Below are 26,638 nucleotides of genomic sequence, written 5' to 3'. Positions count from 1 at the left end.
GGGCGTTTTCCATCACGAGGAAGCAGTAATTCGATCAGGCGAGATCGTCGGCGAACTGACGCAGCAGGTACCGCGGACCGTCGTTCTCGAAGGTCTCCGACACCAGCTCCGGGGCCACGCCGGACTCCGAAACGTGCGCGCTGACCGACTGCGCCTCGGCGCGTGTCAGGCCGACCACGCGGCCGCCGAGTTCCTGGACGAACTGCGCCTCGTTGTCGAAGCGCACGTCGGAGATGACCACGCCCGGAGCGCCGGCCTGGCGAGCCGCCCGGACGCGCATGTGCGCCACCAGGAGCCACAGGTCCTCGTGGACCATCTGCCGACCCCACTCGGTCCCGAGCGTCTGCATCAGCTCCCGCGGGCTCTTGCCGCCGAGCCAGTCGATGGGCTGCTCCTTGAGGGAGCTGTCCATGAGCTGCTCGACCGAGAAGCCGGTCAGCTCCGCCACGAACTCGCGGATGGGATCGGCGAAGCCGATCCGGACGTAGCCGTGGTCCGAGACCAGGTACTCCGCCAGGGTGTCCTTGCCCGTGCGGGCCTTGCCGGTGATGCCGATGATGTTCATAGGGTTCCTGAGGGAGTTGAGGGAGGTCAGAGGGCGAAGTAGGCGATCAGCCAGAGCGCGCAGATGATCGGGATGCCGAAGGCGCGGCCGGTGAGGCTGTCGATCAGAAGTTCCTTGCCGTAGGGACTGGCACGGAGGAACCCGTCCCAGAACCCGATCCAGAAGATCGTGCTGAGGCCGAGACCGAAGAAGGCGATGAGGGTGACGAACAGGAGGACGATGCTCATTTCGGAGGACTCCAGAGAGCGACCTTTCCGGTCGCGTAGTCGTAGTCGCCGTGCCGGAGAATCCGGGCGCAGCGGGCTTGGGTGAGGGCGTCTTCCGCGGTGAGCCCCTTGAACTCGTAGGTCTGCACCACGGCCTGCCAGAGGGCAGCGAGGTGCTCCTCCGCGGAGGCGTCGCGCAGTGCTTCAGAGACCGCCACGAGGGCGGCGTCCGCCTTCTTCGGGCCGATACCGGGGCAGCCGGGGTACTCGTCGGTCGAGTCGCCCGTGAGGGTCTGCTTCATCCAGTAGAGGTCCGCGTCGTGCGGCGTGATGACCCGAGGGGCGATGTCGGGCTTCGAGGGGTTCCAGAGGCGACAGGGGATCGTCTGGAGGTCCTTGTCGATGCTGACGATCAGCCGCTTGCCCGGCGCGCGCTTCGGGTTCGGATGGGTCGCCAGGAGGCCCAGGATGTCGTCGCCTTCCAGCGAGTCCCGGACCATCAGCTTCGAGGCGTACTTGGTGTTGAGGTGCTCGTCGATGACGGCCCACAACGCGGGCTTCGGCTTGGCGTGGCGCCCGGACTTGTAGGTCGGGAACACGTCCTTGCGGAAGTTGTGCCGCTTGCAGCTCAGGGGAAGAACGAAGTCGTCGGCGCCGAAGCGCCGCATGAGGTCGTCGATGAAGTCGTCAACCTCGGCGAGAGCCTTGTCCTCCTGGATCACTTCGACGGGTTCGTCCCCGTCATCCCACGCGACCTTCGACGTGTTGGCGAATGCCATCTGGTACCGCAGCACGTCGGCGTCGATCACGAGGGTGGAGGTCACCCCTTCCCGGTGAGCCGCTGCCAGAGCGTCGGCTTCGGCTTGAAGTGGACGGCATCGGGGCCGCAGAGGTAGGGCCGCTCCCGCTCTCCGTGTGCGTGTACTTCCCCGACCTCGAACGGCTCTCCGTTCACGGAACTCGTCCGTGTCTCCACGCGCCGGCGGCACCAGCTAGACATCGTGTCGTTCCTGAAGAACGCGCAGTCCTTGCAGAACTTCACTGCTGGCTCCTTACCCATTCCTGGAGCCCCCTGAGCTGTTCTGCGGTTTCCCGGCAGGTGCCGTAGTTCCCTCCGACGACTTCGGCGACTCGAGAGAGTCCAACGCCTTCGGCGGGCGCATCAGCATCTCCGGCGGATTCGGGTAGGGCCGATAGGCCGGCTGCGGCGTCGTGCAGCCACACAAAGCCGCGAGGAACGACGCAGCGAGCGTCAGCTTCGCGAGTGACATAGACGGGGATTTCCTTGATGACGGTGTGGGTCTGCCCCTGCACCTCGACCACGCGGTCCACGTACTTCGTGACCACGCGCTCGGTCGCCTCGGCGTTCGCCAGGGCGACCTCGAGTTCCGCGACCTGGCCCTCCGCGGCATCAGCACGCGCGGAGGAGTCGTTGAGGGAGTCAGCGAGGTGGTAGCCGGAGCCGAAGAGGACCGCGGCGCAGAGGAGGGTGAGGAGGTAGGGGAGGAGGGCGCGGAGGGTCACTGACCCTCCTGGAAAATTTCGAGGGCGTAGTCGTACCCGTCCCAGTTGTCCACGCCTGCTGCTCGGAGCGCCTCGATGAACCGCTGGTCCTCCAGCAGCTCCTCGTACTCCTCGCGCGGGATCGTCACGGTGTCACTCGGCTCGCTCATGCGGCCTCCTATGGTTGGTTGAGGTGCTCTTGGTAGAAGCACGCGACCTGAAGCAGCTCTCGCGGCGTCGCGTTGTTCTTGATGGAGTTGGCCTTGCTGGAGACGACCAGCACGTTCCCGCGCACGTACCCGCGGTTCGGGTCGATGCGGTCGAGCGAGGGGCTGTTCGGCCCTTGGGCCTTGGCGCCGATGGCGCGGTACAGCGGAATCCCGAGCACGGGGCAGCAAGCGGGGATCGGCACGTCCTCGTGGGTGAGGTCGAACTCGATGCCCCGCTTGCGTGCCCGATACTTCGTCTGCCTGACGAGCCTCCGGGATACGGCGGTCAGTGCGTCTCCGCCCACGTCGATCCGACCTTGTGCTCGCCGTCGAGCGGGCACCGGAATCCGAAGTGGTCACCCGCGGCGCGGATGGCGGCCCGTGCGGCCCGGCCGATCTCCTCGGCGATGTCCTCGTTGCACTCGATCTGCCATTCGTCGTGGACGTTGGCGCAGAACTCGTAGTGCTCGCCCGGCACGTAGCCGCGCGCCTGGAGGCGCGAGTCGAGGATCACCAGCGCCTTCTTCATCACCAGGGCGCCCGCGGATTGCAGCAGCGTGTTGAGGGCGCTGTGCGCGCTGCGGACGTGCAGATGGCGCCCGTCGAGGCCCCGCAGGTACCCGCGCTTCGTCGAGGACTCCACGGCGGCCAGCAGCTTCCCGAGCGCCGGAAGGCCCTTCAGGAACGTCTGCTTCAGCGCCTTACCGGCTGCGCGGCCCTTGCCGATGATCGACCCGATCTTCTGGTCGCCCGCTCCGTAGAGGAAGGCGTAGATGAAGGTCTTCGCGTTGTCGCGGGTCGGCAGGCCGGCCGCGGTCTGGTTGACCGTGTGGATGTCGCCTTCGAGGATGACCTTGGCGTATTCGCCGTGGTCCCACTTCGCCATGTAGTGCGCGAGGCAGCGCAGCTCGAGGCCGGAGGCGTCAGCGCCGACCAGGACCTTCCGGATGCCGTTGACGATCCGGTTCGCAGGACCGAAGAGGCCGCGGCAGTCGGAGCCGTAGGGCACGCCGCACTTCGGCACCTGGGCCACGTTCGGCGCCATGTGGGTCATGCGGCCCGTCACGGCGCCGTTCTGGTTCACGCGGCCGTGGATGCGTCCCTTGCGGACGACCTTGAGCCACGCCTGCTTCCCGTCCGACACCTGGCCCAGGCGCTTCTCGAGGAGGAGGTACTCGCAGAGCAGGGCGGACTCGGGGTACTTGAGAGCCTTCAGGACCTTCTCGTCGATCTTCGCTGAGCCGTTGTCCGTGAACTCCTTCGGCTTCCAGCCGTACTTCGCCTTGAGGCGGTCCTCGATGTGGGCGCGGGAGGCCGGGTTGAAGATGACGGTCTTCCACTTCTGGAAGGGGACGCCTTTGACGTAGCCCTTGGCCTTGTTGTCGCGCTTGGGGATGAGCGGCTTGCCGTCCTTCGCCTGCCACGGTGGGAAGGCGACCTGGAGGTCCGCTTCGATCTCGAGGCGGCGCTTGGTCAGCCTGAGGACCAGCTCCTCCGCCGCGGCTTCGTTGAAGCCGAAGCCGTAGTGCTCCTGCCGCAGCAGGATCGGCGCGACATCGTGCTCGAGCTGGATGGCCTCCTCGCTGTAGTCCTTCGAGAGGATCAGCGCCCACAGCTTCAGGGTGACCTGCACGTCCTGACGGCAGTAGTCGTCCATCGAGACGTTCCACTCCGCCCAGGGGTCGAGCCCCTTCTCCTTCATCTCCTTGGAGTAGTCGCCCTTCCACTCGCCGAGGCGCCAGCCCCAGGCTTCGAGGGAGTGGCCGCCGACGAGGTAGCCCGGCATGTCCGGGTACCGCTTGCGGAACTTCCCGTCCTTCTCCTGAAGGTTCGTCCAGATGAGGCGGGAGATGGTCAGAGTGTCGCGGACGACGCCGGTCGGGCTCCACTCGGGGTAGAGCTTGCGGAGGACCGGGATGTCGTAAGCGATGATGTTGTGACCGACGATCAGCTCGCCGGCAGCGAGAATCGCGAGGGCCTCCTCGTGGGTGACCCGAAGGTCCCCCGGCTGGACCGGCCCCCGCCCATCAGGCGAGGACCGATACCAGCGACCCGACTCCGTGTCGTGGATCGTGATGCAGTGGAGTCGGGTGACTTGCTCGAGGAGGCCATCGGTCTCGATGTCCCACAGGAGAGCCAAGGGGTCAGCGGTCTCCCGAGGAACCCGAGGGGTGCCCCTGCGGGCAGGTCTGCGGCAGGCGCCGCGCGTAGACCTCGTAGCGGCTGTCGATCAGCGTCTCGTCGATGAAGTCGTACCCGTAGGTCTCGACGTATCGCCGCGCGCGCCGCAGGAACCGAGGGGCCGCCTGGGGGTTCATGACGCGGAGCTTGCGGTCGCGGGCGTCGTCCTCGGCGCCGGGGACAGCGCAGAACTTGGCCTCGCCAGCGAACACGTAGCCGGCGAACCCACAGCAGCGGAAGTCGAACGACTCGGCCAGCTCCAGCATGTCCGCGTGGTGTCGGAACCCGATCAGGTTGAACGGCGTGTTCGGCAGGTCCTTGTGGACGTAGCAGGGATAGAGGGCGTCGCCTTCGTTCTCGACGCGGCTGAACTCTTCGTCGCTGTCGAAGGCATCGCGCGCCGCGAGGAAGTCCCCGTGCGTCGGGAAGAACAGGTCGAAGTCCTTGATGGTCGTCTGGTCATACAGGGAGCGGAACGCGCCGCCTCCGAGGAACGCGCTCATGCGCACGGACCACGGCAGGTAGTTCCAGACGAAGGTGAGGAGGCTGGCCGGGTCGAAGCCGATCACTGCGCCAGCTCCTCGAAGCGGAAGGCGATGCGGCGGTCGCGCTGGGCGTCGGCATTCAGCGCGTCGGCCTTGGCGAGCTGGCGGATCGCCTTGTCCGCGATGGCGCAGGAGCGGTCCTCGGCGCGCGCGGCGCGCGCCTTCATGTTGGCCGAGATCGACGAGACGAGATCGGCCACGTTGCCGCGGCCGAGGGTCAGGAGCACGGCATTGACGATGATCTTCATGGGGAGTCCTTGAGGGTCAGAAAGGGGCGTCGTCGCCTTCGTCCGGGAACCCGGAGGCGTCGTCATCGGAGGGAGGCGGGGCCTCGGAGAGGCGCCCGGTGGTGGTGTCGTAGCGGAGGTACATGACCTCACCGACCGACTGGCCGGTGAGGCGGTCCTTGAGGAACCGGAAGGTGGTGGTGCTGCGGCGGATGGGGTCTTCCGCCTGCTGGTCGCGCTCAAGGCCGAACATGAAGTGCGACCAGAAGCCGATTGCGCGCGAACCCTTGAACTGCCGGATCGTCACGCGCGCGCCTTCCTCGTGGCTGCCCTTCTCGGGCGTGGCGAGGTGGCTGATGCCGTAGAAGCAGACCTCGTGCTCCTGAGCGAAGCCGGCGATCTGCGCCATGATTTCCTCGAGCGCCTTCTTCTCGTCCTCGGCCTCCGCCGCGAGCGCGGTGAGGTGGTCCAGGAAGAAGTGCTTCACGCCCTCGTTGACGGCGAGGTAGCGCATCTTCGAGAGGATCACGTCCCACTCGGTCGAGCCGAAGTGGTCGTAGAGGTGCAGGTTCCCGGTCGCCGCGGCGCGGTCGAACGCCTCGGTCAGCTCCTCGGCTGTCCAGCTTCCGTCCGGAACGTGGAACCGCTTGCCGGCGAGCTTGCCGGCGACCCGCTTTGCGGTCTCGACCGGCGGCTGCTCGAGGTAGAACAGGCCGCACTTCTCGCCGAGGTCCACCGCCGTGTAGGCGATGATCTCGGTGAACACGTCGGTCTTGCCTACACCCGTGCCTGCGCCGAGGAAGTAGACCTCGCCGTACCGGCGGCCGTAGGTCAGGTCGTTCATCCGATCCCACGGCCACGGGAGTCCCTGCTCGACCGGCTTAAGGGCGCGGTCGCGAAGGTCGCTGAACCCGACGATGCCATCCGGTCGGTAGGTCTGTGCCTGCCAGATGGCGGTGACGATGCCCTCGGTATCGCCGGCCTGGAGCATCTCGTTCGGGTCTTTCCGGGGGAGCTGCGCGACCTTGCACTTGCCCGGCGAGAACAGGCGGACGCACTCGGCGACCGCTTCCTGGCCCGGCTCGTCCATGTCAAACATCAGGACGACCGACTCGAACTGCTCGAGCCACTCGATCTCGGCCTTGATGGCCTTCGCGGCGCCTTGCGCGCCGTTGGGGACCGAGACGACCGGCCAGCGGAGGTTGAGGACCTGGGCCACCGTCAGCGCGTCGATCTCTCCTTCGGTGATGACCACGCGGCGGCCGGGCTCCCACAGGTGCTGGCCGTACAGGCCGGCGCCCTTCAGGTCCCCGCGGACGCTCATGTCCTTCTTGCCGTCCGGCTTCGGCTTGTACCGGACCTTCTGCGCCACGAGCTGCCCGTCGCGCCGGTAGTTGGCGATCTGGACCGTCTTGCCGTTGTGGTCGCCCGTGAGGTAGCCGTACTTGCGGCAGGTCTCTTCGGTGATCCCGCGCTTGGCGAGGGCCTTCGCTTCGCCGCGGAGGAACTCGCCCTTGGCCTTCGGCGCGGATGCGGCGGGGGAGGGCGTTGCACCCTCCCCCTTGTGGTGGACGCCGCACGAGAAGCAGAACGTGTGGCCGTCGCTGTAGGACGCGCAGGCGTCCGAGCTACCGCAGTCTTCGCAGGGGCCTTTTCCGATCAGCTCGGAATCAGCGTCCGCCACGGGTGACGGACCACATGGTCTTGCGGCGGCGGAGGCCCGCGCCGCGCTTCAGCGTGCGCTTGATCTCGCCCTGGAGGGACGAGGGAGCGGCCGCGCGCGCGGCCTTGGAGAACGCCTCGCGCATGGTCGAGGCGACGGCGGTCTGCTGCTGGCGGCTCATCGTGCGGCCTCCAGGCAGGACTTGAAGGAGGGGTAGCGGCCAAGATTCGCCGCCCAATACGCCTCCTTCACCGCCTCGGGGAGGTGGTCGTAGAAGGCGTCGAACGCCGCGCGGACCTGCGCCTCCGTGTAGAGGACCTTCGGCTGCCGCTGGGGCAGGATCGGGGTCACCACACGCTTCTGCCGGCGGCTCAGGCCGTAGCGGGTGTACCGCTGGCCGGTGGCGTCTTCCTTGGTCTCCTTGACGACCTCGTAGCCCAGCGCGCGTAGCTCGTCGATGCGCGAGGCGAGCCGGCGGATGCGGTAGACGCCCTCGGCCTGCCAGGAGGTCAGGTGCGGCTCACGCCGGAGGTGCTGAAGGACCGTGACGGCCTGCTTGGAAAGTTTCATCGGGGTTCCTCGGGTAGTCCCGGCCGTACTCGACGGGCAGGGCATGGGAGAGCCGCAGGCCCTCCAATGCGGAGAGCTGCGCGGCGGTGAAGTCGTGCGTGGGTTCGAGGGACCGGTTCACTCCGCCGATCAGGAGGACCTGGATGGCGGAGGTGTTCCGGGGGCCGGCAAGGACGCCGGGGGTGTCGAGGGGGCGACCGGGCTCGACCGTTCCGTCCCGCTTGATGACGTAGTGCGCCGCGATCTGGCTGAAGCCCTGGCGGCGGTGCATGAGGGCCACGCCTTCGGCGCCGAGGTCGGCGCTGACGGTGGGCGAGGTCATCGTCGCGGTGACGAAGAGGACCGAGGGGGCCTCGAGCTTCATCAGCCGCATCGGTAGATCGAGACCGCGGTGTGCGGCTCCTCTCCCGGCGCGGCGAATCGCTTGGCGGTCAGCAGGAGGACGATCTGGTCGTCGTCCGTCCACCAGCCGGTCGCCTTGGTGATGGCGTCGAGCGGCCCTTTTACGTGGTTGTCCACGTCGCCCTTCGGCCACTTCTTCTTCGTGGTCTTGGGGCGCTTGCAGATGGACTCGTGGACGACCAGCAGTGGCTCATCGGCCTCGAGGCCGGTGGCGCCAGGCGCAAGGTGCGCCGCGGCCGTCTCGCGCCACGTCTTGTAGGCGCCGGAGAAGTAGGTGCCCCACTTGGAGACGCGGGGGCGGGAGGCGGGCGCGGGCTCGAAGGGGAAGTCGAGAGAGGCGACCAGCGTCGCCCCCCTCGCAGCTTCGATCAGCCTCGCGAGCGGATCAGAAGTCCTCGTCACCGTCCGTCTCGGCCTCGGCGCCGTCGTCCGAGAAGCCGGCCGCGGCGGCCGGGGTGCCCTCGGCGATCTCGTCGGCGTCTTCTTCCTCCTCGAAGCCGCTCGAGTCGGCCATACCGCCCGGCTCGACCACGCGGATGAGCTGGACGCTGTTGAGGGACAGGGACAGGCCGAACTGCTTCGAGCTGTCCACGAAGTACCAGCGCGGGGTGAAGGAGACGCGGACCTCGGAGCCACCGCCGATGGCGGGTGCGACCTTGATCTGCTGCTTCCGGCCGTCGAAGAAGGTCGGCTTCATGGTGAACGGCTTGCCGGTGCGCTTGGCGACGCCGGATGCCTTCATCTTGACCTTGATGTAGTGCTTGCCGGTCGGCTCGCCCTCCTTGTCGGTCTCCTCGACCGCGATGTCGGCGAGCTGGGCCTTGCGGGCCTTGGCGGGGTTCTCGGACTTCCACGCGGCGAAGCACTCGTCGCGGTAGTCGGTGAGCTGCTGGATCAGCTTGTCCCACGCCTCCTCGCCCTCCTCGAAGAGGACGCCGGTCTCGTAGACGCCGTTCGCGTCGAACTTGGTGTCCGGCTCGTTGAGCTTCGGGAAGCGCGCGTTGCCGCGGGGCGAGAAGAAGGTCTTGGCCTTCGCGTTCAGGATGTCGGTCATGCGGGTTCCTCAGTGGTGCGGAGGTCCCGCTGGGGCACCTCCGGGTTGTCGGGGGTGTCCAGGGCGGCCGCGATCTCCGGGGTGGAGAGGCGGCCGAGTTCGCGCAGCGCGTCGTCGGCTGCGGAAGCGAATTGGCGGAGCATCAGAGGTGCGGTCGCACCTCGTTGCGCACGAAGGCCGCGACGGCATCGAACGTGCGCAGATGGCGGAAGCGGCAGTCGGCCTTCATGCGGCCGACCACGGAGAGGACCTCGCGCGGGTCGAGGCCCAGCTCGGCGCAGTAGGAGTCGAGCGCGGTGGCACAGGCGATGACCTGCGCCGCCGGCTCGGTCCACTGGAGCGCGGTGATGACCTGCATCGCCCCGTCCGCGGCCACGGTGGCCGGGCGGGAGAAGAGGCGATCACGGACAGCCTGCTCGGACATCAGCCCTCGCCCGTGCCGCTCAGGTCCGCGCGCAGGGCGCGGACGCGCCCGTCGAACAGGTCGAGGCTCTCCTGGGGATGCTGGAGAGCCCACACGTTGCCGTGGACCGGGGAGTAGCTCCGACCCATCAGCCGCCCACCAGGTCGCGCGCGCGGCTCACGAAGTCGGCGAACGCTTCGTCGTTGCGCTGGGTGGCGACGACCGTCCCGTCCGGGGCGACCGCGGAGTGGAAGAAGGAGGTCGGGGAGTTCTGGAAGTAGGTGAGGTTCACGATCTATTCCTCGAAGTGGGACGGTTGCAGAAGTGGGATTGACTAGGCAAAGAAATACCGCGCCTCGCGCACGAGGCTCAGGTCCAGCTTGCCGGTCGGTGGAAGCGGCGGGATGTCTGCCGCGATCTCGGGGGGTACCTGGGCGACCAGGGCGTCCCGGAACTCCCCCAGCACGTCACGCTCGTACTGCTCGATGAACGCTTCGCGGAGGGCGGACGCCAGGATGCCGGTGGTGGCCGCGTGGGTGCCGTAGGAGTCGTGGATCATCGCGAAGTCCGTGATGCCGTTGGCCTTCGCGAGGACGGTGGTAAGCATCAGGTGCGATGCGTCGCAGGAGTGGACGAAGTTGGGGGAGATGCCGGCACCCTGCCGGCGGCGGTCGAGTTTGGTTCCATCACGAGTCAGCACTAATTGAACTCGCTTGCCCCCCAGGTGGACGTTCACTACCTCGCCGATGTCCTCCCGGTACTCCTGGAGCACAGGGAATCCGGCTGGCGTCGTCCACGAGATCGGGAGGTCCGCTGCCGAGACGACCTTCGCCGCGGCCCGGAGCCACGCCATCGCCTCGGCCGCCGCGATGACGACCTGCCCGACGCACTCCCACAGGACCTTCCCGAGGTACCCCGCCATTTCGAAGGAGTCATCCATCCCGTCCTTTTTCATCTGGTCGAGGATTTGCCCGCGCATCCCGTTGGAGGTCACGCCGTAGGGAAGGGTCATCACCGGTCGCTTGACCATCGAGCGGGTCAGCCGCCCGTCCCACGCCGCCGCCAGCGGACAGCCGCCCTCTGCGTCCTTTCGAATGCGCCCTTCGGCCACCGTCTTTACCTCGGTGTAAATGTCAGCCGGGTGCGAGCGGGGCATCAGGTTGGTGGCTGCGCCGCCTACCTCGTCCCGAAGCATCGCCGAGAAGTTCTGGAGGCCGTTGCAGGAGCCGTCGAGCGCGATGGGGAGGTGCGACACGAAGTCCTCGCCCTGGAGGGAGTAGCCGAGCCACTCGAAGCACGCCGCCAGGGCGCACCACGGAGAATCGGCGGTCTCCCAAAAGCGACGGCCGTCGAGGGGATCAAGGGCGGAGTCGAGGATCAGCTCCTCGTTCTTCCGCACCCAAGCGATGCGCTCCTCGAAGGGCACCTTGTCCACGCCGAACAGGTTCGCGACGTGGACGGCGAGCCACTTGGCACCCTCGGAACCCAGCGGCTTCCCTTCGGCGAACCGCAGAAGCGCCTTGGTCGGGTCGTCACCCTGAGGGGTGAGCGAGACGGTGAGGGGGTAGACCCTCCCACGGAAGTCGAGGGAGTGAGGGAAGTAGATCGCCGGCTCGTCACGGAAGCGGCGCGCGGCCTGAAGCCGGGTCGCGGCCGCGATGCGGGAACTCGTGTTGCGGGCGTTGCTCTCATGGACGGCGGAGGCGCGGCGCTTCCAATCGGTGAACTCCTCGGGGTGTTCCTTCTTGAAGAGTTCGCCGTTCTCGACGAGGCCCAGGGGCTTCGGCGGGAGGTCCTGAAGCTCCCTGGAGGGGAGTCCGCCGAGACCGCCGCCCGCCTCCCAGGCTTCCAGCATCACGTCCAGCACGGAGGCGTTGATCTGCCAGGGGGTGTTCTGGATCGTATTGACCGCCTCATACACCAACGGCATGTCCGCCAGGGCCAGCTCGTTCAGGTATGCCTTGTTCCGGACGCGGGCGAGCTTCGCGCGCGCCGCTACGGGCCGCAGGTAGCCTCCAGGCTGCCCCGGCCCCCAAGGCCGCGGCGGGATCAGCATGGGGAGGGAGACCGGGCAAACGTTCGCTGCTGACCGGTGTGCCGCGTCGAGCCACTCCATCAGCTTCTCGTTGCCCTCGATCACCATCTTCGACTTGCGCGCAGCTCCGGAACCGCGGTTCACCAGGCGCATCTCCAGCATTCCGGTGGTCTCGGCGAAGACCTCGATCAGCTTCATCGCGACGATCACGCCCTCTCCCTCAGGGAAGGAGAACGACGCCATGTCGGTCTTGGAGATGGCGTTGTTCATCACCGCCTTGGAGTGCCGAGCCGACGTGGACTTCTGCACCGCGCGCTGCGCGAGCTTGTAGAGGCCGGGATGCTTCTCTGCGAAGCCGGCGTGGTTCACGGCGTCCTCGATGGCGAGGGCGAGGTTCATGGCGACGCGGGTGGCAGGCGACTCGCCGAGGGCGAGGTGGTCCACGCAGCGGGAGACGGTCAAGAAGGCGAGGGTCGGGATGTCGATCTCGCGGAGGTACTTGATCGCGGAGTGGCGGCGACCAGCCCTTCCGGAGGACGCCTCGGCCACGAACACGTTCAGGGCCTCGATCATCGGCTGGATGGTCTCGCGGATCAGACGGCGCCCAGGCGCCATCTCGGACTCCTCTCGCCGCTCGCGGTCCCTTTCGTATGCCTCGGCACCCATGCGGATCGACTCCTCCTCGAGGGCGTGCTGCCGCGCGATCAGGTCGTGGTTGCTCATCTGCAATGTTCTCACTTGTGGGATTGACTAGACAAAACGAGGCGCAGCCCCTCCGAAGAGGGGCCACGGTCGAATTGGGTTCCTTGGGAGACCTAGGGGTTCTGTAGGTCTCTTGTAGGGTGACTAAAGGTACACCACAGGGGAGGGCGGAGGAGGTCCATCACGAGCAAGCACTAATTGTGCGTGTCACCTGCCGCGTCACCTCATGTCACCTCTACGTCACCCGTTGCGTCACTAGGCCGCGTAAGCGTATGATTGGCGGTTCGTTTCCCCCGGATTTAGGTTCCAGTGGGGAAACCCGTGAGAGTTCGAGTCTCTCCTTTCGCACCAGCGAGGTCTTGCGGGGTGCGGGGCGACCGACCTCCGCGGGTTTTTTTGTGCCCGGGCGATCGGCGCCGGGTTGAAGAACGGGTCCCGCGTCCAGCGCGGTCAGGAGCATGCAATGGAAGTCTCGGTCGAACAGGTCGGTAACCACGAACGCCGTCTCACCGTCAGCCTGCCGGGCGAGCGCCTGCAGTCGCAGGTCGGCTCGCGTCTGCGCGACATGGCGCGCTCGGCGCGCATCAAGGGCTTCCGCCCGGGCAAGGTGCCGCAGAAGGTGATCGAGCAGCGTTACGGCAAGCAGGTGCGCGCCGAGACGCTGGGCGAGATCGTCCGCGAGAGCCTCAACGAGGCACTGGCCCAGCAGCAGCTGCGTCCCGCCGCCGCGCCGCAGATCGAGAAGGCGACCGACACCGACCAGGAGATCCGCTACACCGCGACCTTCGAGGTGATTCCGGATCTCGGCGCGATCGACGTGAGCAAGGTCGCCGTGACCCGGCCGACGGCCAGCGTCAGCGACGCCGACGTCGACCAGATGATCGAGACCCTGCGTCTGCAGCGCCGCAGCTGGAAGCAGGTCGAGCGCGCCGTGCAGGACGGCGACCTGGTCCAGATCGAGAGCAGCGCGAGCACCGGCGACGTGCGCCTGCCGCCGGAAGGCGCCGAGCGCGGTACCACCATCCTCGGCTCGGGCGTGCTCCTGCCGGCGATGGAAGCGGCGATCCGTGGCCTGAAGGCAGGCGACGAGGCCGATGCCAGCGTCGAGTTCCCGGCCGACTGGCGCGTTCCCGAGCTCGCCGGCAAGACCGCGACCGTGCACGTGAAGGTCGACCAGGTGTCGGAGCCCGACCTTCCCGCCGTGGACGAGGAGTTCATCCGCAGCTTCGGCATCAAGTCCGGCGACATCGAGCAGTTCCGCAAGGACGTGCGCGCGAACCTGGAGCGCGAGCTGAAGGGCGCGCTGATGAACCGCCTGCGCGCCGAGGTGGTCGAGAAGCTGGTCGAGAACTTCGGCAACGTCGAGTTCCCGCCGCGCCTGATCGAGTCCGAGGCGCGCGGCATGGCGCGCCAGGCCGAGCAGCAGGCCGCGCAGCGCGGGCGTCAGGGCGAGAAGATCTCCCACGAGAACTTCCTGAAGGCGGCGCAGCGTCGCGTGGCCGCGGGCATGATCCTCGGCGAGATCGCGCAGCAGAACGCCCTGCGGCTCGACCCCAAGCGCGTCAGCGAGACGCTGAGTCTGATCGCCTCGACCTACGAAGAGCCGCAGCAGGTCGTTGAACTCTACCGTCAGGACCCCCAGCTGATGTCCAGCCTGCAGACGCGGGTGATGGAGGAGCAGGTGGTCGACTGGGTCGCCGAGCATGCCGACGTCACCGAGCAGACGCTGAGCTTCGACGAGCTGATGCGCCCGCAGTAAGGTGTCGCATCCGCGGTGCCGGCCATCCCGGCCGGTGCCGCCAGGGCTGGTCATCCCCAACCGGAGCGACGAACGACATGATTCCCCCCAAGGCCCTGAACCTGGTGCCGATGGTGGTCGAGCAGACCAGCCGCGGCGAGCGCGCCTACGACATCTATTCGCGCCTGCTCAAGGAGCGCGTGATCTTCCTGGTGGGCCCGGTCGACGACCACGTGGCCAACGTGATCGTCGCGCAGATGCTGTTCCTCGAGGCCGACAATCCCGACAAGGACATCAGCCTCTACATCAACTCGCCCGGCGGCGTGGTCACGGCCGGCATGGCGATCTACGACACCATGCAGTTCATCAAGCCGGACGTGAGCACGATCTGCATCGGCCAGGCGGCGAGCATGGGTGCGCTGCTGCTCGCCTCCGGCGCCGCCGGCAAGCGTCACGCCCTGCCGCATTCGCGGGTGATGATTCACCAGCCGCTCGGCGGCTTCCAGGGCCAGGCCAGCGACATCGACATCCACGCGCGCGAGATCCTGACCCTGCGCGAGAAGCTCAATGCCATCCTCGCCCAGCACACCGGGCAGGACATCGAGCAGATCGCCAGGGACACCGACCGCGACCGCTTCCTCAGCGCCGACGCGGCGAAGGAATACGGCCTGGTCGACTCGGTGATCGAGCGCCGCCAGGACGAGAGCGTGACCCCGGCTTGAACCAGCTCGCAATGGGCGTGATGCCCCTCGCAGCCCCGCGGCGGAGCGCCGTGGGGCCTGTGCTACCCTCCAGACCGAACCATCACCAGCGGGGCTACGTGCGATGACCGACGAGCGCCAGGGCCGTTCCAGCGACAGCGGCAAGATCCTCTACTGCTCCTTCTGCGGGAAGAGCCAGCACGAGGTGCGCAAGCTGATCGCCGGGCCGAGCGTCTTCATCTGCGACGAGTGCGTCGAGCTCTGCAACGACATCATCCGCGAGGAGCTCGAGGAGAAGGCGCAGGCCGCACGCAGCCATCTTCCGAAGCCGCGCGAGATCATGGACGTGCTCGACCAGTACGTCGTCGGCCAGCCGCGCGCGAAGAAGACGCTGTCGGTGGCCGTGTACAACCACTACAAGCGCATCGAGAGCCGTCAGAAGAACGACGACATCGAGCTCGCCAAGTCCAACATCCTGCTGATCGGCCCGACCGGCTCGGGCAAGACGCTCCTGGCCGAGACGCTGGCGCGCCTGCTGAACGTGCCGTTCACCATCGCCGACGCCACGACGCTGACCGAGGCCGGCTACGTCGGCGAGGACGTCGAGAACATCATCCAGAAGCTGCTGCAGAAGTGCGACTACGACGTCGACAAGGCGCAGACGGGCATCGTCTACATCGACGAGATCGACAAGATCTCGCGCAAGAGCGAGAACCCGTCGATCACGCGCGACGTGTCCGGCGAAGGCGTGCAGCAGGCCCTGCTGAAGCTGATCGAGGGTACGGTCGCGTCGGTGCCGCCGCAGGGCGGGCGCAAGCATCCGCAGCAGGAGTTCCTGCAGGTCGACACCAAGAACATCCTCTTCATCTGCGGCGGTGCGTTCGCGGGGCTGGACAAGATCATCCAGCAGCGCAGCAGCGACTCCGGCGGCATCGGCTTCGGTGCCCAGGTCAAGAGCAAGGACCGCAAGGCCGACATCGGCAAGCTGCTGGCCGATGCCGAGCCCGAGGACCTGATCAAGTTCGGCCTCATCCCCGAGTTCGTCGGCCGCCTGCCGGTGGTGGCGACGCTCGAGGAGCTGGACGAGAAGGCGCTGGTCAAGATCCTGCTGGAGCCGAAGAACGCGGTCACCAAGCAGTTCAAGAAGCTGTTCGAGATGGAGGGCGTGGAGCTGGAGATCCGGCCGGATGCGCTGGCGGCGATCGCTCGCAAGGCGCTCAAGCGCAAGACCGGTGCGCGCGGCCTGCGCACGATCATCGAATCCGTGCTGCTGGACACCATGTACGAGCTGCCCTCGCTGGACGACGTCAGCAAGGTGGTGGTGGACGAATCGGTCATCGAGCAGCGGGCGGAGCCCTACCTCATCTATTCCACGCCGACCCAGCAGCCGCGGGCTGCGTCCGAGTAGGCGCCGACGAACGGTCCGGACGAACCGGAAGGCCGTCGCCCCAGGGCGGCGGCCTTTTTCTTTGCGTGGCCGGCGCTTGCGCGGCCGCCTGGGGAAGCGCCGGCGGCGCCTCACGCCGGCGCGACATGAATGCGCTTGTCGCGGACCGACCGCGCGCGTCAGTCTCCATCTTGCGTGGTGGGCCGCCGCCCCCATCTCCCCGCCAGTGGCGCTTCGCGCCGCGCGGCCCGCCGTCCCTCCGCATCGGCCGCGCACCAATCAGGAGTCCCAGATGCAAAAGCAGAACGAAGCGCTCGACCTGCCGGTGCTGCCGCTGCGCGATGTCGTCGTGTACCCGCACATGGTCATCCCGCTGTTCGTGGGTCGCGAGAAGTCGATCAAGGCGCTCGACATGGCCATGGATGCCGACAAGCAGATCCTGCTCGTCGCGCAGCAGAGCCCGGAGACCGACGACCCGCAGGCCGCGGACCTGTTCCGCGTGGGCACGCTCGCCCAGGTGCTGCAGCTGCTGAAGCTGCCCGACGGCACCATCAAGGTGCTGGTCGAGGGCAGCGAGCGCGTGGTGCTCGACGGTTTCGGCGAGCGCGAGGGCGCGCTGACCGCGTCGGGTCGCCAGGTCGAGTCGGACTACGAGCGCGACGAGCGCGAGATCGAGGTCACCGTCCGCTCGCTGATGTCGCTGTTCGAGCAGTACGTGAAGATGAACCGCAAGCTCCCGCCGGAGCTTCTGGCGACGCTGTCGGGCATCGAGGACCCGAGCCGCCTTGCCGACACCATCGCCGCCCATCTCGGCATCCGCCTGGCGGACAAGCAGACCCTGCTGGAGACGCTCGAGGTCGGGGCCCGCCTGGAAATGCTGATCGGCTTCGTCGACGGCGAGATCGACGTGCAGCAGCTGGAGAAGCGCATCCGCGGCCGGGTCAAGTCGCAGATGGAGAAGTCGCAGCGCGAGTACTACCTCAACGAGCAGATGAAGGCGATCCAGAAGGAGCTCGGCGAGCTCGAGGACGCGCCGAACGAGCTCGAGGAGCTCGCGCGCAAGATCGCCGGGGCAGGCATGCCCAAGGACGTCGAGACCAAGGCGCGCACCGAGCTCAACAAGCTCAAGCAGATGTCGCCGATGTCCGCCGAGGCGACCGTCGTGCGCAACTACATCGACTGGCTGGTCGGCGTGCCCTGGAAGAAGCGCACCAAGGTACGGCGCGATCTCAAGGCGGCGCAGGACGTGCTGGATGCCGACCACTACGGTCTGGAGAAGGTCAAGGACCGCATCCTCGAGTACCTCGCCGTGCAGTCGCGGGTGAAGCAGATGAAGGGGCCGATCCTGTGCCTGGTCGGTCCGCCCGGCGTCGGCAAGACCTCGCTCGGCCAGTCGATCGCCAAGGCGACCAACCGCAAGTTCGTGCGCATGGCGCTCGGCGGCGTGCGCGACGAAGCCGAGATCCGCGGCCATCGGCGCACCTACATCGGTTCGATGCCGGGGCGGGTGGTGCAGAACCTGTCGAAGGTCGGCAGCAAGAACGCGCTGTTCATGCTCGACGAGATCGACAAGATGGCGATGGACTTCCGCGGCGATCCGTCCTCGGCGCTGCTGGAGGTGCTGGACCCGGAGCAGAACAACAGCTTCAACGACCACTACCTCGAGGTCGATCTCGATCTGTCGGAGGTGATGTTCATCGCCACGGCGAACTCGCTGAACATTCCGGGGCCGCTGCTCGACCGCATGGAGGTCATCCGCATCCCCGGCTACACCGAGGACGAGAAGCTCAACATCGCCACGCGCTACCTCGTGCCCAAGCAGGTCAAGAGCAACGGCCTCAAGCCGGAGGAGCTCAGGATCGCCGACTCCGCGCTGCGCGACATCGTGCGCTACTACACGCGCGAGTCCGGCGTGCGCAACCTGGAACGGGAGATCTCCAAGATCTGCCGCAAGGTGGTCAAGGAGCTGGCGCTGGCCGGCCCGGAGGCGCTGAAGAAGGCGAAGGCGAAATCCGGCACGGTGCAGGTGACGTCCAAGAACCTGGACAGGTACCTCGGCGTGCGGCGCTACGACTTCGGTCGCGCCGAGCAGGAGAACGAGATCGGCCAGGTCACCGGGCTGGCGTGGACCGAGGTCGGCGGCGACCTGCTGCAGATCGAGGCGACGCTCGTTCCCGGCAAGGGCAACCTCATCGTCACCGGCCAGCTCGGCGACGTCATGAAGGAATCGGTGTCGGCAGCGCTGTCGGTGGTGCGCTCGCGCGCGGAGCGCTTCGGCCTGGACGTCGAGTTCCATCGCCACAACGACACCCACGTGCACGTGCCCGAGGGGGCGACCCCGAAGGACGGTCCGAGCGCGGGCATCGGCATGGTCACCGCGCTGGTGTCGGTGCTGTCCAAGGTCCCGGTGCGCGCGGACGTGGCGATGACCGGCGAGATCACTTTGCGCGGTCGCGTGCTGCCGATCGGCGGACTGAAGGAGAAGCTGCTCGCCGCGCTGCGCGGCGGCATCCGCACGGTGATCATTCCCGACGAGAACCAGAAGGACCTGGCCGACATCCCGAAGAACGTCACCCAGGGGCTGGAGATCATCCCGGTGAAGTGGATCGACCAGGTGCTCGACATCGCGCTCGAGCGTCCGCTGCGCCCGGTGGAGAAGTCCGCCGGACAGGATGCGGAAGCGGTCGTCGAGGGCGAAGGCGGTACCTCCGATCCGCAGGCGAACGTGCGTCCGCACTGACGCGTTCCGCGCGCGAAGTCAAGCGCTCCCGACGCTCCGGAAACCGCGCCACGGCGCGGTTTTTCGGTTGCGGGGTAGTGGGGACGCTGCTATAAATCGCCCGCAATCGCAGGCCGGTCGCGGCAGGCGATTCCAGTCGATCCGGTGGCCCTCGGGGGATGTCGTTTGCAGGCCACCACCGGTTCCCAAAACACATCGCGGGCCCACCTCGCGCAGGAGTCAAAAGAATGAACAAGTCCGAGCTCATCGACAGCATCTGCAAGAGCGCCGATCTCTCCAAGGCGGACGCCGGCCGTGCCATCGATGCATTCGTCGCCACGGTGACCAAGGCGCTCAAGAAGGGCGAGACGGTGACGCTGGTCGGTTTCGGCACCTTCGAGGCACGCAAGCGTGCCGCACGTACCGGCCGCAATCCGCAGACCGGCGAGACGATCAAGATCAAGGCGTCGAAGAACCCCGCCTTCAAGGCTGGCAAAGCCCTCAAGGACGCTGTAAACTGATCAACTTCGCTCAGGGCGCTTAGCTCAGCGGTAGAGCGTCGCCCTTACAAGGCGAGGGTCGGGGGTTCGAAACCCTCAGCGCCCACCAAGATGCAGGACCGTCGGCTGCGGCCGACGGGCAATACCTCAAGCGCGGAGTGGTAGTTCAGTCGGTTAGAATACCGGCCTGTCACGCCGGGGGTCGCGGGTTCGAGTCCCGTCCACTCCGCCACCTACGGGGACGTCCTCATGGCGTCCTACTCGATGAAGCGCCGGAGGCGCATCGTCGAAGCAGCACCAGAAGCCGGCGCAGGCCGGTGGCAGTACCGACGCGGAGTGGTAGTTCAGTCGGTTAGAATACCGGCCTGTCACGCCGGGGGTCGCGGGTTCGAGTCCCGTCCACTCCGCCATAGTTGTCGAGAAGGCGCCCCGAAAGGGCGCCTTTTTCGTTGGCGCCTGCCGCGCGGGCAGGCCCGGCGGTGCGCTAGAATCGCCAGTTCCGTTTCGTTACCGGCGCGTCAACACATGCTGCAGAAGCTCCGCGAGAAGACGACCGGCTGGGTCGCCGTCGTCATCATCGGCCTGCTGATCATCCCGTTCGCCTTCGTCGGGCTCCAGAGTTACGTCTCGGGGGCGGGGGATACCTCGGTCGCACGCGTCGAGGCACCGCCGGAGTGGTGGCCGTCCGCTCCCCACGCGTGGCCGCTCAGCCTGCTGTGGGAGCAGCGCGAGGTGTCGCAGCAGGATTTCCAGCGCCGCTACCAGACCTATCGGCAGCAGATGCAGCAGCAGATGGGCGAGCGCTTCGACCCGCGCCAGTTCGACAGCGACGACACCCGGCTGCAGTTGCTCGAGCGCGTGGTCGACGAGCAGCTGCTGCGCCTCGAGGTCGAGCGCCGCCGACTGCTGGTGCCGGATGCGCTGGTGCGCGAGCAGATCGCCAACGAGGTCGTGTTCCAGATCGACGGCAGGTTCGATTCCAATCAGTACCGCATGGCCCTGATGGGCGCGGGCATGACGCCGCTCGGCTTCGAGCGCAGCGTGCGCGAGGACCTGCAGGTGCAGCTGCTGCCCAGCGAGATCTCGCGGACGACGCTGGTCGACGCCGGCCAGGCCGAGGACTTCCTGCGCATCAGCGGCCAGCAGCGCGACCTGCAGTGGGTCGAGGTCGCGGCCGGAGAAGAGGTGCCGGCACCGTCCGCGGAGGATGTCGCCTCCTTCTACGACGCCCATGCCGACCGCTACATGCAGCCGGCCCGGGTCGCGCTGGAGTACGTCGAAATCGACGGCTCGACGCTGCCGGAGCCGGCGGTGCCGGGCGAGGACGAGTTGCGCCAGCGCTATGAGGAGGAGTCCGGGCGCTTCGTCGAGGCCGACCAGCGCCTGGTGTCGCACATCCTGGTCGCGGTGCCCGCCGACGCGGACGCCGCCGCGGAGGACGCCGCGCGCGGCGAGGCGGCGGCGCTGGCCGAACAGGCGCGCGCCGAAGGTGCGGACTTCGCGGCGCTGGCGCGCGAGGCGTCGGACGATCTGGGCTCGAAGGCCGCCGGTGGCGACCTGGGCTGGCTGGAACGCGGCATCGCCGAGGCGTCGTTCGACGATGCGCTGTTCGCGCTCGAGCCCGGCCAGGTCAGCGATCCCGTGCGCACCGCCGAAGGCTGGCACGTCATCCAGCTGCGCGAGGTCCGCGAGGGCGACCGCGAGTCGTTCGATGAGGTCCGCGACAGCCTCGCCAGCGAGGCGGTGACCCAGGCGCGGCAGCAGGCCTTCAGCGAACTCAGCGGGCGGCTCATGGACCAGGTGTACCAGGACCCCGGCAGCCTGGCGCCGGCCGCGGCCGAAGCCGGCGTGAAGCTGCAGACGACGCCGCTGTTCGCGCGTGGCGAAGGCGAAGGCATCGCCGCGAATGCCGACGTGCAGCAGGCGGCGTTCTCGGAGGCCGGCCTGCAGGGGCAGGTGAGCGACCCGATCGAGCTCGGTCCGCAGCACATCGTCCTGGTGCGCGTGCGCGACCAGAAGCCGGCGACGCCACGCCCGCTCGAGCAGATCCGTGAGCAGGTCCAGGACGATCTGCTCGCCGAGCGACGGGCGGAGGCGGCGCAGGCGCGTGCCGAGGCCCTGCTGGCGCGCGCGCAGGAGGGCGCGGACCTGCCCGCCCTGGCGGAGGCCGAAGGCCTGGCACTGCAGGAGGCGGACGATGTCGGCCGCTCGGCCGCGTCGCCGGCGCCGGAGCTGGTGCGGGCCGCGTTCGACCTGCCCAAGCCGGAGGAGGGTGCGGCGAGCTACGGCCTGGCCCGTGTCGGCGACCGCTACGCCGTGGTCGGCGTGACCGAAGTCGGCGCCGGCGACCTGTCCGCCATCCAGGGACCGATGCGTGACATGCTGCGCAACCAGCTCGCCGGCGCGTACGGCGCGGTGGAAGTCCGCGCCTATCTCGAGGCGCTGCGCCGGCAGTACAGGGTGAGCACCCACCCCGACCGCCTGCGCTGACCGGTGCGGGCGATGCCGTCGGCGGACGCGGATCCGCTGGCGGCGGTCGCGCAGGCGAAGCCGGAGGCAGGATCGGCCGACGCCGACGCCGACGCCGACGCCGACGGCAGGCCTGCCGGCACGGCGCACGCTGGCCCATCCGCGGGATGCGACGTTGCGTCCGCCCGCCAAGCGAGCGGCGGATGCGCCCTCGGAGCGAAGCTCTACTGCGTGAGCTTGATCGACTGGCCGGGCTGCAGGACCGCGCTGCGCGAGAGCTGGTTCCAGCGCAGCAGCTGCGACAGGTCCAGCCCGTGCCGCTGTGCGATTTCCGACAGCGTATCGCCGCTGCGGACGATGTACTCGCCGGCCTCGGCCGCCGGCGGTGAGGCCGATGGCAGCGAGGCCAGGCCATTCCACCGCAAGCGGGTGCGGGCGGGAACGAGAAGCACGTGCGGCGCGGACACGCCGATGCGCCCGCCGGCGTAGGCTGGATTGAGTGCCGCCAGCGCGGTGGACTCGAGTTCCAGTGCGGCGGCGACGGCGGCGAGGTCCTGCGTCCCCGGCGCCAGCGTCACTTCCGCGAGCGGCTCGATCACCGCATCGCGCTCGAACGCCACGCCCTGCTTCTCCGGCTGCGCGATCAGACACGACAGCGCGCGCAGCTTGTCGACGTAGGTGTAGGTGTGCGAGGCGAGACCGCCGGGACGACGGCGCTCGCCGTGGATCCGGGCATCCTTCGCCAGCGCCCGGCGCATCCGTCCCTCGCCAGCGTTGTAGGCCATCACCGTCGCGCGCCAGTCGCCGAACTCGGTGTGCAGGCTGTCGAGGTAGGCGATCGCGGCCTGGGTCGACTCCACCGGTGAATAACGGCCGTCGTAGCCCGGGGTGATGGTGACGCCATGGTGGCGGGCGGTGCTCGGGATCATCTGCCACAGGCCCGCCGGTGCGCCGCTGCCGCCGGCGCCGTGCGCATCCGGCCGGTACCAGCTCTCGACGACGGGTATCAGCGCGAACTCGCCCGGAAGGTCGGCGGCTTCCACCTCGTCCATGACGTAGTCGAGGAGCGGAAGAATGCGCTTGACACGCGCCGCGAACCGGTCCGGCTGGGCCGCGTAGCGCTCGCGCCAGAGGTTGTTGTGGCTGCCGCGGACGCAGGCCGGCGCGTCGAGGCGTGCGGTGAGGCGGTCGAGGACGTCGCCGGCGGTGCGGACCTGCACCGCCTCGAGCTCGGGCAGCGCGGTGCGCGTCGTGCGCAGCGGCACGCGCTTGGGCGTCGGGCTGCTCGCCACGGTGCCGCGCTCGGGGGCATCCGGTGCGGAGGGCGGCGACAGGCTCTGGCAGGCGGCCAGGGCCACGGCCGTGCCCGCAGCGGCGAGCAGGCGCGGCGCCCGCATCAGCGGAACTCGTCCTTCCAGGCGCGCAGCGCGCCGAACACCGCTTCGCGGCCGTCGATCCGACGCCCGCAGCGTCGCTCGACGGCATCGACCAGCGCCGGCGCATCCGGACGCAGGAAAGGATTGCAGGCCATTTCGTCTCCAAGCAGCGAGGGCAGGGTCGGGCGTCCCGCCGCGCGCAGCGCATCGATCTCGTCGGCGCGCTGCGCGAGTCGCGGGTTGTCGGGATCCACCGTCCGCGCGAAACGGGCGTTCGACTGGCTGTACTCGTGCGCCGCGCACACCAGGGTCCGCGGCGGCAGGCGGGACAGCCGGTCCAGCGACGCCAGCATCTGCGCCGCCGAACCCTCGAACAGGCGGCCGCAACCCAGACTGAACATCGTGTCCCCGCAGAACAGCCAGTCGCCGCCGTGGAAGGCGATGTGGCTGGAGGTGTGGCCCGGCACCTCGATCACCTGGAACCGCAACCCCAGTTCCGGCACCTCCACCTCGTCGCCATTCCCCACCCGCCGGGTGACCGGCGCCACACGCGGATCCGCGGGGCCGATGCAGGGAACGTCCGCGTGCCCGAGGATGCCGGCGACGCCGCCGATGTGGTCGCCGTGGTGGTGGGTCAGCAGGATGGCGACCGGGCGCAGGCCCTGGGCCATGGCCGCCAGCACCGGCCCCGCCTCGCCCGGATCGACCACCACCGCGGCGCCGTCGGTCGCCGAGAGCGTCCAGATGTAGTTGTCGGAGAGCGCGGGCAGGGCGCGAAGGTGCAGGTCGGGCATGACGTCCGCAGCGTATTGCCGCAAAATCGCGACCATGCCCGCGCCCCGATTCGGACGTCAACCCGAGCCTGCCGAGGACGCCTGGTTCGAGCAGCCCACCGCACTGAGCCTCATGGCCGCGATCCAGCGCGACGCCATGCCGCACGTGCCGGCGCTGTGCGGCCACGGCGGCCTCGTCCTGCAGGCGGCACGCGCCCTGCCGAACCCGCCGCTGGACCTGCGTCTGGGCGCGCTGCTGCGACTGGATCGCTGCCGCGGCGGCTTCGACGGTGCGCTGCGCTGCCGCGAGGACGCGCTCCCGATCGGCGACGGCAGCCTGTCGCTCGTGTATGCCGCGCACGTCGTGGAAAGCGCGCAGGACGCGCCGGCGCTGCTGCGCGAGATCCGTCGCGTGCTGCGCCCGGGCGGCGCCGCCCTGGTCGTGGTGCTCAACCCCTGGAGCGCGGTGCGGCTGCGCTGGGACCGCCGCGGCCCCGCCGCGGTGCATCCGCGCGCGCTGGGCACCCTGATGCGGGCGGCGGACCTGGAGGTCACCGCGCGCCGCTACGTCGGCCCGTACTGGCGCGGCGACGGCGCGGCGCATCTCGCGCCCGAGCACGGCGCGCTGCCGCCGCTGCGCGCGGCCTACCTGCTGCAGGCCGAGCGCCGCGACCTCGCGCGCATCCGCCCGCGGCCGGCGCGCGCGCGGCGCCTGCAGCCGGAGATGCGTCCGGGATGAACGCGCGACCGGTCGACGAGGCGGCGCTGACGCCCGTGGAGATCTACACCGACGGCGCCTGCCTGGGAAATCCCGGCCCCGGCGGCTGGGGCGTGCTGCTGCGCGCCGGCGGCCACGAGCGCGAACTCGGCGGCGGCGAGGCCCAGACCACGAACAACAGGATGGAACTGATGGCGGCGATCGTCGCGCTGGAGACGCTCAAGCGGCCCTGCCGGGTCGAGCTGCACACCGATTCGCGCTACGTGCAGCAGGGCTACAGCGAGTGGCTGCCGGGCTGGCGTCGGCGCGGCTGGAAGACGGCCTCCGGCGAGGCGGTCAAGAACCAGGACCTGTGGCAGCGCCTGGATGCCGCCGCCGCGCGCCACAGCGTCACCTGGCACTGGGTGCGCGGCCACAGCGGCCACGCCGAGAACGAGCGCGTCGACGCGATCGCCTGCGCCCACGCGCGCGCGCAGCGCGCGCCGGTCGGCGGGGGCGCGGGTCGATGAGGCAGGTCATCCTCGACACCGAGACCACCGGCCTCTCGACCCAGCTCGGCAACCGCATCGTCGAGATCGGTGCGATCGAGCTCGTCGAGCGGCGCCCCTCGGGTCGTCACTACCACCAGTACATCCACCCCGACCGCGAGTTCGAGGCCGGTGCGCAGGAGGTCACCGGCCTGACCCTGGAGTTCCTCGCCGACAAGCCGCGCTTCGCGGAGATCGTCGACGAGTTCCTCGCCTTCATCGACGGCGCCGAGCTCATCATCCACAACGCCGCCTTCGACATCGGCTTCCTCGACTACGAGCTTTCGCTCGCCGGCGCGCAGCATGGTTGCATCGGCGACCGCTGCAGCGTGGTCGACTCGCTCGCGCTGGCGCGCGAGCGCTATCCGGGCCAGCGCAACTCGCTGGATGCGCTGTGCAAGCGCCTGGGCGTGGACAATGCGCACCGCAAGCTGCACGGCGCGCTGCTCGACGCGCAGCTCCTGGCCGAGGTGTACATCGGCCTGACCTCGGGGCAGGACGATCTCGGCTTCGGCGCGCTGGATGACGCTGCCGCGGCCGGATTCGTGGTGTCGGCCGCGGCGCGCAGCGCGCCGCGTCGCGTCCTGCGCGCCTCGGTCGAGGAGATCCGCGCGCACGAAGTGCGCCTCGAGCAGATCGGCAAGGCCGCCGGCAAGGCCGGACGCAGCGCGATCTGGGGTGCGAGCGAACCGACGCCGGCGGGCGAGGCCGTGCCGGCCTGACGCGTCAGCGGCAGCGGACGAGGATGATGGTGATGTTGTCCGAGCCGCCGGCATCCAGCGCCGCCGCCAGCAGCTGGTCGACGCATTCCTGCGCGGAATGATCGGTGCGCGCCACGATCCTGGCGATCGTGGCGTCGTCGACGTCCTCGGTGAGTCCGTCGCTGCACAGCAGCAGCTGCATGCCCGGCCGGAAGCTGCCGCGGATCGGCTCGATCCGCAGGGCGTCGGTGGCGGTGACGCCCAGCGCCTGGGTCACCACGTTGCGCTGCGGATGCGTGCGCGCCTGCTCCGCGCTCAGCGTGCCGCGCTCGATCAGGGTCTGCACGTAGCTGTGGTCCTGGGTGAGCTGGCACAGGCGTCCGTCGGCGAACAGGTAGACGCGGCTGTCGCCCACCCACACCGTCTCGAACGCGCCGTCGGCGATGCGGACCGCGGCCACCGTGGTGCCCATCGGCAGCGCCTGCGCGCGGCTGTGGGAATGCCGCAGGATCTCGTCGTCCGCATGGCGTACCGCATCGGCGAGCCCCGTGCCGGCACGCACCCCGCGCACGATGGCCTCGCGTGCCATCGCGCTGGCGACCTCGCCGAAGTCGTGCCCGCCCATGCCGTCGGCCACCAGCCAGAGCCCGAGCTCCAGGTCGCCGTAGTAGGTGTCTTCGTTGAGGTTGCGTCGGAGGCCGACGTGGCTCTGGTGGCCGAATTCGATCATGCGCGCGCGCAGCGTCCAGGCGCCGCCGGCGCGG

The 26,638-nt window shown here is 68.7% G+C and carries 33 protein-coding genes and 4 tRNA genes; 13 read left to right on the top strand and 24 right to left on the bottom strand.

Features of this window, described 5'->3' with window-relative positions:
- Positions 1-34: 34 nt before the first annotated feature.
- From KB893_RS11160 to KB893_RS11065, 21 genes are read right to left on the bottom strand one after another with little or no spacing between them, the layout of a single operon-like run.
- Entirely contained in the window at positions 35-565 is a 531-nt protein-coding gene (locus tag KB893_RS11160; RefSeq protein WP_211925417.1) for a deoxynucleotide monophosphate kinase family protein, read from the bottom strand.
- A 26-nt stretch (positions 566-591) separates the two neighbouring features.
- The gene (locus KB893_RS11155; protein ID WP_211925418.1) at positions 592-792 is read right to left on the bottom strand and encodes a hypothetical protein; all 201 of its coding nucleotides are present in this window, start codon (positions 790-792) and stop codon (positions 592-594) included.
- Positions 789-1,595, bottom strand: coding sequence for a phage exonuclease (locus KB893_RS11150; protein WP_338026933.1), 807 nt, complete (start codon positions 1,593-1,595; stop codon positions 789-791). Before KB893_RS11150 ends, KB893_RS11155 begins: the two co-directional genes overlap by 4 nt.
- A complete protein-coding gene (locus tag KB893_RS11145) occupies positions 1,592-1,813 on the bottom strand; it encodes a hypothetical protein (protein ID WP_211925419.1) in 222 nt (73 codons plus the stop codon). The genes KB893_RS11150 and KB893_RS11145 overlap by 4 nt, the downstream gene beginning before the upstream one ends.
- On the bottom strand, positions 1,810-2,295 hold the full coding sequence (locus KB893_RS11140) for a hypothetical protein (protein ID WP_211925420.1): 486 nt from the start codon (positions 2,293-2,295) through the stop codon (positions 1,810-1,812). Before KB893_RS11140 ends, KB893_RS11145 begins: the two co-directional genes overlap by 4 nt.
- On the bottom strand, positions 2,292-2,444 hold the full coding sequence (locus KB893_RS11135) for a hypothetical protein (protein ID WP_211925421.1): 153 nt from the start codon (positions 2,442-2,444) through the stop codon (positions 2,292-2,294). The genes KB893_RS11140 and KB893_RS11135 overlap by 4 nt, the downstream gene beginning before the upstream one ends.
- A gap of 8 nt (positions 2,445-2,452) precedes the next feature.
- Positions 2,453-2,788, bottom strand: coding sequence for a hypothetical protein (locus KB893_RS11130; RefSeq protein ID WP_211925422.1), 336 nt, complete (start codon positions 2,786-2,788; stop codon positions 2,453-2,455).
- Positions 2,770-4,623 carry a DNA polymerase gene (locus KB893_RS11125; protein WP_211925423.1) on the bottom strand — a complete coding sequence of 618 codons (1,854 nt, stop codon included), beginning with the start codon at positions 4,621-4,623 and terminating at the stop codon, positions 2,770-2,772. The genes KB893_RS11130 and KB893_RS11125 overlap by 19 nt, the downstream gene beginning before the upstream one ends.
- A gap of 4 nt (positions 4,624-4,627) precedes the next feature.
- A complete protein-coding gene (locus KB893_RS11120; RefSeq protein ID WP_211925424.1) occupies positions 4,628-5,233 on the bottom strand; it encodes a Gabija anti-defense Gad2 family protein in 606 nt (201 codons plus the stop codon).
- On the bottom strand, positions 5,230-5,457 hold the full coding sequence (locus KB893_RS11115; protein WP_213173710.1) for a hypothetical protein: 228 nt from the start codon (positions 5,455-5,457) through the stop codon (positions 5,230-5,232). The genes KB893_RS11120 and KB893_RS11115 overlap by 4 nt, the downstream gene beginning before the upstream one ends.
- 16 nt (positions 5,458-5,473) lie before the next feature.
- The gene (locus KB893_RS11110; RefSeq protein ID WP_338026932.1) at positions 5,474-7,120 is read right to left on the bottom strand and encodes a toprim domain-containing protein; all 1,647 of its coding nucleotides are present in this window, start codon (positions 7,118-7,120) and stop codon (positions 5,474-5,476) included.
- Positions 7,107-7,280, bottom strand: a complete 174-nt coding sequence (locus tag KB893_RS11105) for a hypothetical protein (RefSeq protein ID WP_211925426.1) — start codon at positions 7,278-7,280, stop codon at positions 7,107-7,109. Before KB893_RS11105 ends, KB893_RS11110 begins: the two co-directional genes overlap by 14 nt.
- Positions 7,277-7,669: a helix-turn-helix domain-containing protein gene (locus KB893_RS11100; RefSeq protein ID WP_211925427.1), complete on the bottom strand. Its 393-nt coding sequence runs from the start codon at positions 7,667-7,669 to the stop codon at positions 7,277-7,279. Before KB893_RS11100 ends, KB893_RS11105 begins: the two co-directional genes overlap by 4 nt.
- Positions 7,620-8,033: a peptidoglycan recognition protein family protein gene (locus KB893_RS11095; protein WP_211925428.1), complete on the bottom strand. Its 414-nt coding sequence runs from the start codon at positions 8,031-8,033 to the stop codon at positions 7,620-7,622. The genes KB893_RS11100 and KB893_RS11095 overlap by 50 nt, the downstream gene beginning before the upstream one ends.
- Positions 8,033-8,473, bottom strand: coding sequence for a RusA family crossover junction endodeoxyribonuclease (locus KB893_RS11090; protein WP_211925429.1), 441 nt, complete (start codon positions 8,471-8,473; stop codon positions 8,033-8,035). The genes KB893_RS11095 and KB893_RS11090 overlap by 1 nt, the downstream gene beginning before the upstream one ends.
- Positions 8,457-9,125, bottom strand: coding sequence for a hypothetical protein (locus tag KB893_RS11085; protein WP_211925430.1), 669 nt, complete (start codon positions 9,123-9,125; stop codon positions 8,457-8,459). The genes KB893_RS11090 and KB893_RS11085 overlap by 17 nt, the downstream gene beginning before the upstream one ends.
- Positions 9,122-9,268, bottom strand: a complete 147-nt coding sequence (locus KB893_RS11080; protein ID WP_211925431.1) for a hypothetical protein — start codon at positions 9,266-9,268, stop codon at positions 9,122-9,124. Before KB893_RS11080 ends, KB893_RS11085 begins: the two co-directional genes overlap by 4 nt.
- Positions 9,268-9,549 (bottom strand): hypothetical protein, encoded by a 282-nt coding sequence (locus tag KB893_RS11075; RefSeq protein ID WP_211925432.1) that lies wholly within the window; start codon positions 9,547-9,549, stop codon positions 9,268-9,270. Before KB893_RS11075 ends, KB893_RS11080 begins: the two co-directional genes overlap by 1 nt.
- Complete coding sequence (locus KB893_RS18560) at positions 9,549-9,677, bottom strand: hypothetical protein (RefSeq protein WP_263858575.1); 129 nt, start codon at positions 9,675-9,677, stop codon at positions 9,549-9,551. The genes KB893_RS11075 and KB893_RS18560 overlap by 1 nt, the downstream gene beginning before the upstream one ends.
- A complete protein-coding gene (locus KB893_RS11070; RefSeq protein WP_211925433.1) occupies positions 9,677-9,820 on the bottom strand; it encodes a hypothetical protein in 144 nt (47 codons plus the stop codon). Before KB893_RS11070 ends, KB893_RS18560 begins: the two co-directional genes overlap by 1 nt.
- A gap of 42 nt (positions 9,821-9,862) precedes the next feature.
- Positions 9,863-12,286, bottom strand: a complete 2,424-nt coding sequence (locus tag KB893_RS11065) for a DNA-directed RNA polymerase (RefSeq protein ID WP_211925434.1) — start codon at positions 12,284-12,286, stop codon at positions 9,863-9,865.
- A gap of 241 nt (positions 12,287-12,527) precedes the next feature.
- On the opposite strand from KB893_RS11065, the gene KB893_RS11060 reads away from it, so the two are divergent.
- The 10 genes from KB893_RS11060 to KB893_RS11015 all read left to right on the top strand — a co-directional run bounded on the left by KB893_RS11060 (position 12,528) and on the right by KB893_RS11015 (position 21,800).
- Positions 12,528-12,616: transfer RNA gene (locus KB893_RS11060), tRNA-Leu, on the top strand.
- Positions 12,617-12,728: 112 nt separating this feature from the next.
- Entirely contained in the window at positions 12,729-14,024 is a 1,296-nt protein-coding gene (tig, locus tag KB893_RS11055) for a trigger factor (protein ID WP_213173709.1), read from the top strand.
- 77 nt (positions 14,025-14,101) lie between these two features.
- The gene (gene clpP / locus KB893_RS11050; protein ID WP_211925794.1) at positions 14,102-14,725 is read left to right on the top strand and encodes an ATP-dependent Clp endopeptidase proteolytic subunit ClpP; all 624 of its coding nucleotides are present in this window, start codon (positions 14,102-14,104) and stop codon (positions 14,723-14,725) included.
- A gap of 103 nt (positions 14,726-14,828) precedes the next feature.
- Entirely contained in the window at positions 14,829-16,112 is a 1,284-nt protein-coding gene (clpX, locus tag KB893_RS11045; protein WP_211925793.1) for an ATP-dependent Clp protease ATP-binding subunit ClpX, read from the top strand.
- A gap of 271 nt (positions 16,113-16,383) precedes the next feature.
- Positions 16,384-18,831: an endopeptidase La gene (lon, locus tag KB893_RS11040; protein ID WP_213173708.1), complete on the top strand. Its 2,448-nt coding sequence runs from the start codon at positions 16,384-16,386 to the stop codon at positions 18,829-18,831.
- A gap of 227 nt (positions 18,832-19,058) precedes the next feature.
- Positions 19,059-19,331: an HU family DNA-binding protein gene (locus KB893_RS11035; protein WP_211925791.1), complete on the top strand. Its 273-nt coding sequence runs from the start codon at positions 19,059-19,061 to the stop codon at positions 19,329-19,331.
- 13 nt (positions 19,332-19,344) lie between these two features.
- A tRNA-Val gene (locus KB893_RS11030) sits at positions 19,345-19,419 on the top strand.
- Positions 19,420-19,465: 46 nt separating this feature from the next.
- A tRNA-Asp gene (locus KB893_RS11025) sits at positions 19,466-19,542 on the top strand.
- Positions 19,543-19,643: 101 nt separating this feature from the next.
- Positions 19,644-19,720, top strand: a tRNA-Asp gene (locus KB893_RS11020).
- Positions 19,721-19,835: 115 nt separating this feature from the next.
- Positions 19,836-21,800, top strand: a complete 1,965-nt coding sequence (locus KB893_RS11015) for a peptidyl-prolyl cis-trans isomerase (protein ID WP_211925790.1) — start codon at positions 19,836-19,838, stop codon at positions 21,798-21,800.
- Positions 21,801-22,003: 203 nt separating this feature from the next.
- On the opposite strand, the gene KB893_RS11010 is transcribed toward KB893_RS11015, so the two are convergent.
- Positions 22,004-23,176, bottom strand: a complete 1,173-nt coding sequence (locus tag KB893_RS11010; RefSeq protein WP_211925789.1) for a transglycosylase SLT domain-containing protein — start codon at positions 23,174-23,176, stop codon at positions 22,004-22,006.
- Positions 23,176-23,940, bottom strand: a complete 765-nt coding sequence (gloB, locus tag KB893_RS11005) for a hydroxyacylglutathione hydrolase (protein ID WP_211925803.1) — start codon at positions 23,938-23,940, stop codon at positions 23,176-23,178. The genes KB893_RS11010 and gloB overlap by 1 nt, the downstream gene beginning before the upstream one ends.
- A 43-nt stretch (positions 23,941-23,983) precedes the next feature.
- On the opposite strand from gloB, the gene KB893_RS11000 reads away from it, so the two are divergent.
- Genes KB893_RS11000 through dnaQ form a run of 3 tightly spaced genes read left to right on the top strand, consistent with a single transcriptional unit; the run spans position 23,984 to position 25,895 of the window.
- Positions 23,984-24,667: a methyltransferase domain-containing protein gene (locus KB893_RS11000; RefSeq protein ID WP_211925788.1), complete on the top strand. Its 684-nt coding sequence runs from the start codon at positions 23,984-23,986 to the stop codon at positions 24,665-24,667.
- Between the two features lie 26 nt (positions 24,668-24,693).
- Positions 24,694-25,155 (top strand): ribonuclease HI, encoded by a 462-nt coding sequence (gene rnhA / locus KB893_RS10995; protein ID WP_211925802.1) that lies wholly within the window; start codon positions 24,694-24,696, stop codon positions 25,153-25,155.
- Positions 25,152-25,895: a DNA polymerase III subunit epsilon gene (gene dnaQ, locus KB893_RS10990; RefSeq protein WP_213173707.1), complete on the top strand. Its 744-nt coding sequence runs from the start codon at positions 25,152-25,154 to the stop codon at positions 25,893-25,895. Before rnhA ends, dnaQ begins: the two co-directional genes overlap by 4 nt.
- Positions 25,896-25,899: 4 nt before the next feature.
- On the opposite strand, the gene KB893_RS10985 is transcribed toward dnaQ, so the two are convergent.
- Positions 25,900-26,604 (bottom strand): PP2C family protein-serine/threonine phosphatase, encoded by a 705-nt coding sequence (locus tag KB893_RS10985; RefSeq protein WP_213173706.1) that lies wholly within the window; start codon positions 26,602-26,604, stop codon positions 25,900-25,902.
- Positions 26,605-26,638 lie beyond the last annotated feature (34 nt).

The sequence above is a fragment of the Coralloluteibacterium stylophorae genome (assembly GCF_018122625.2).
Classification (GTDB): Bacteria; Pseudomonadota; Gammaproteobacteria; order Xanthomonadales; family Xanthomonadaceae; genus Coralloluteibacterium; species Coralloluteibacterium stylophorae.
Note: the sequence above shows the minus strand (reverse complement) of the source record. Positions and strands in the feature narration are given on the sequence as shown.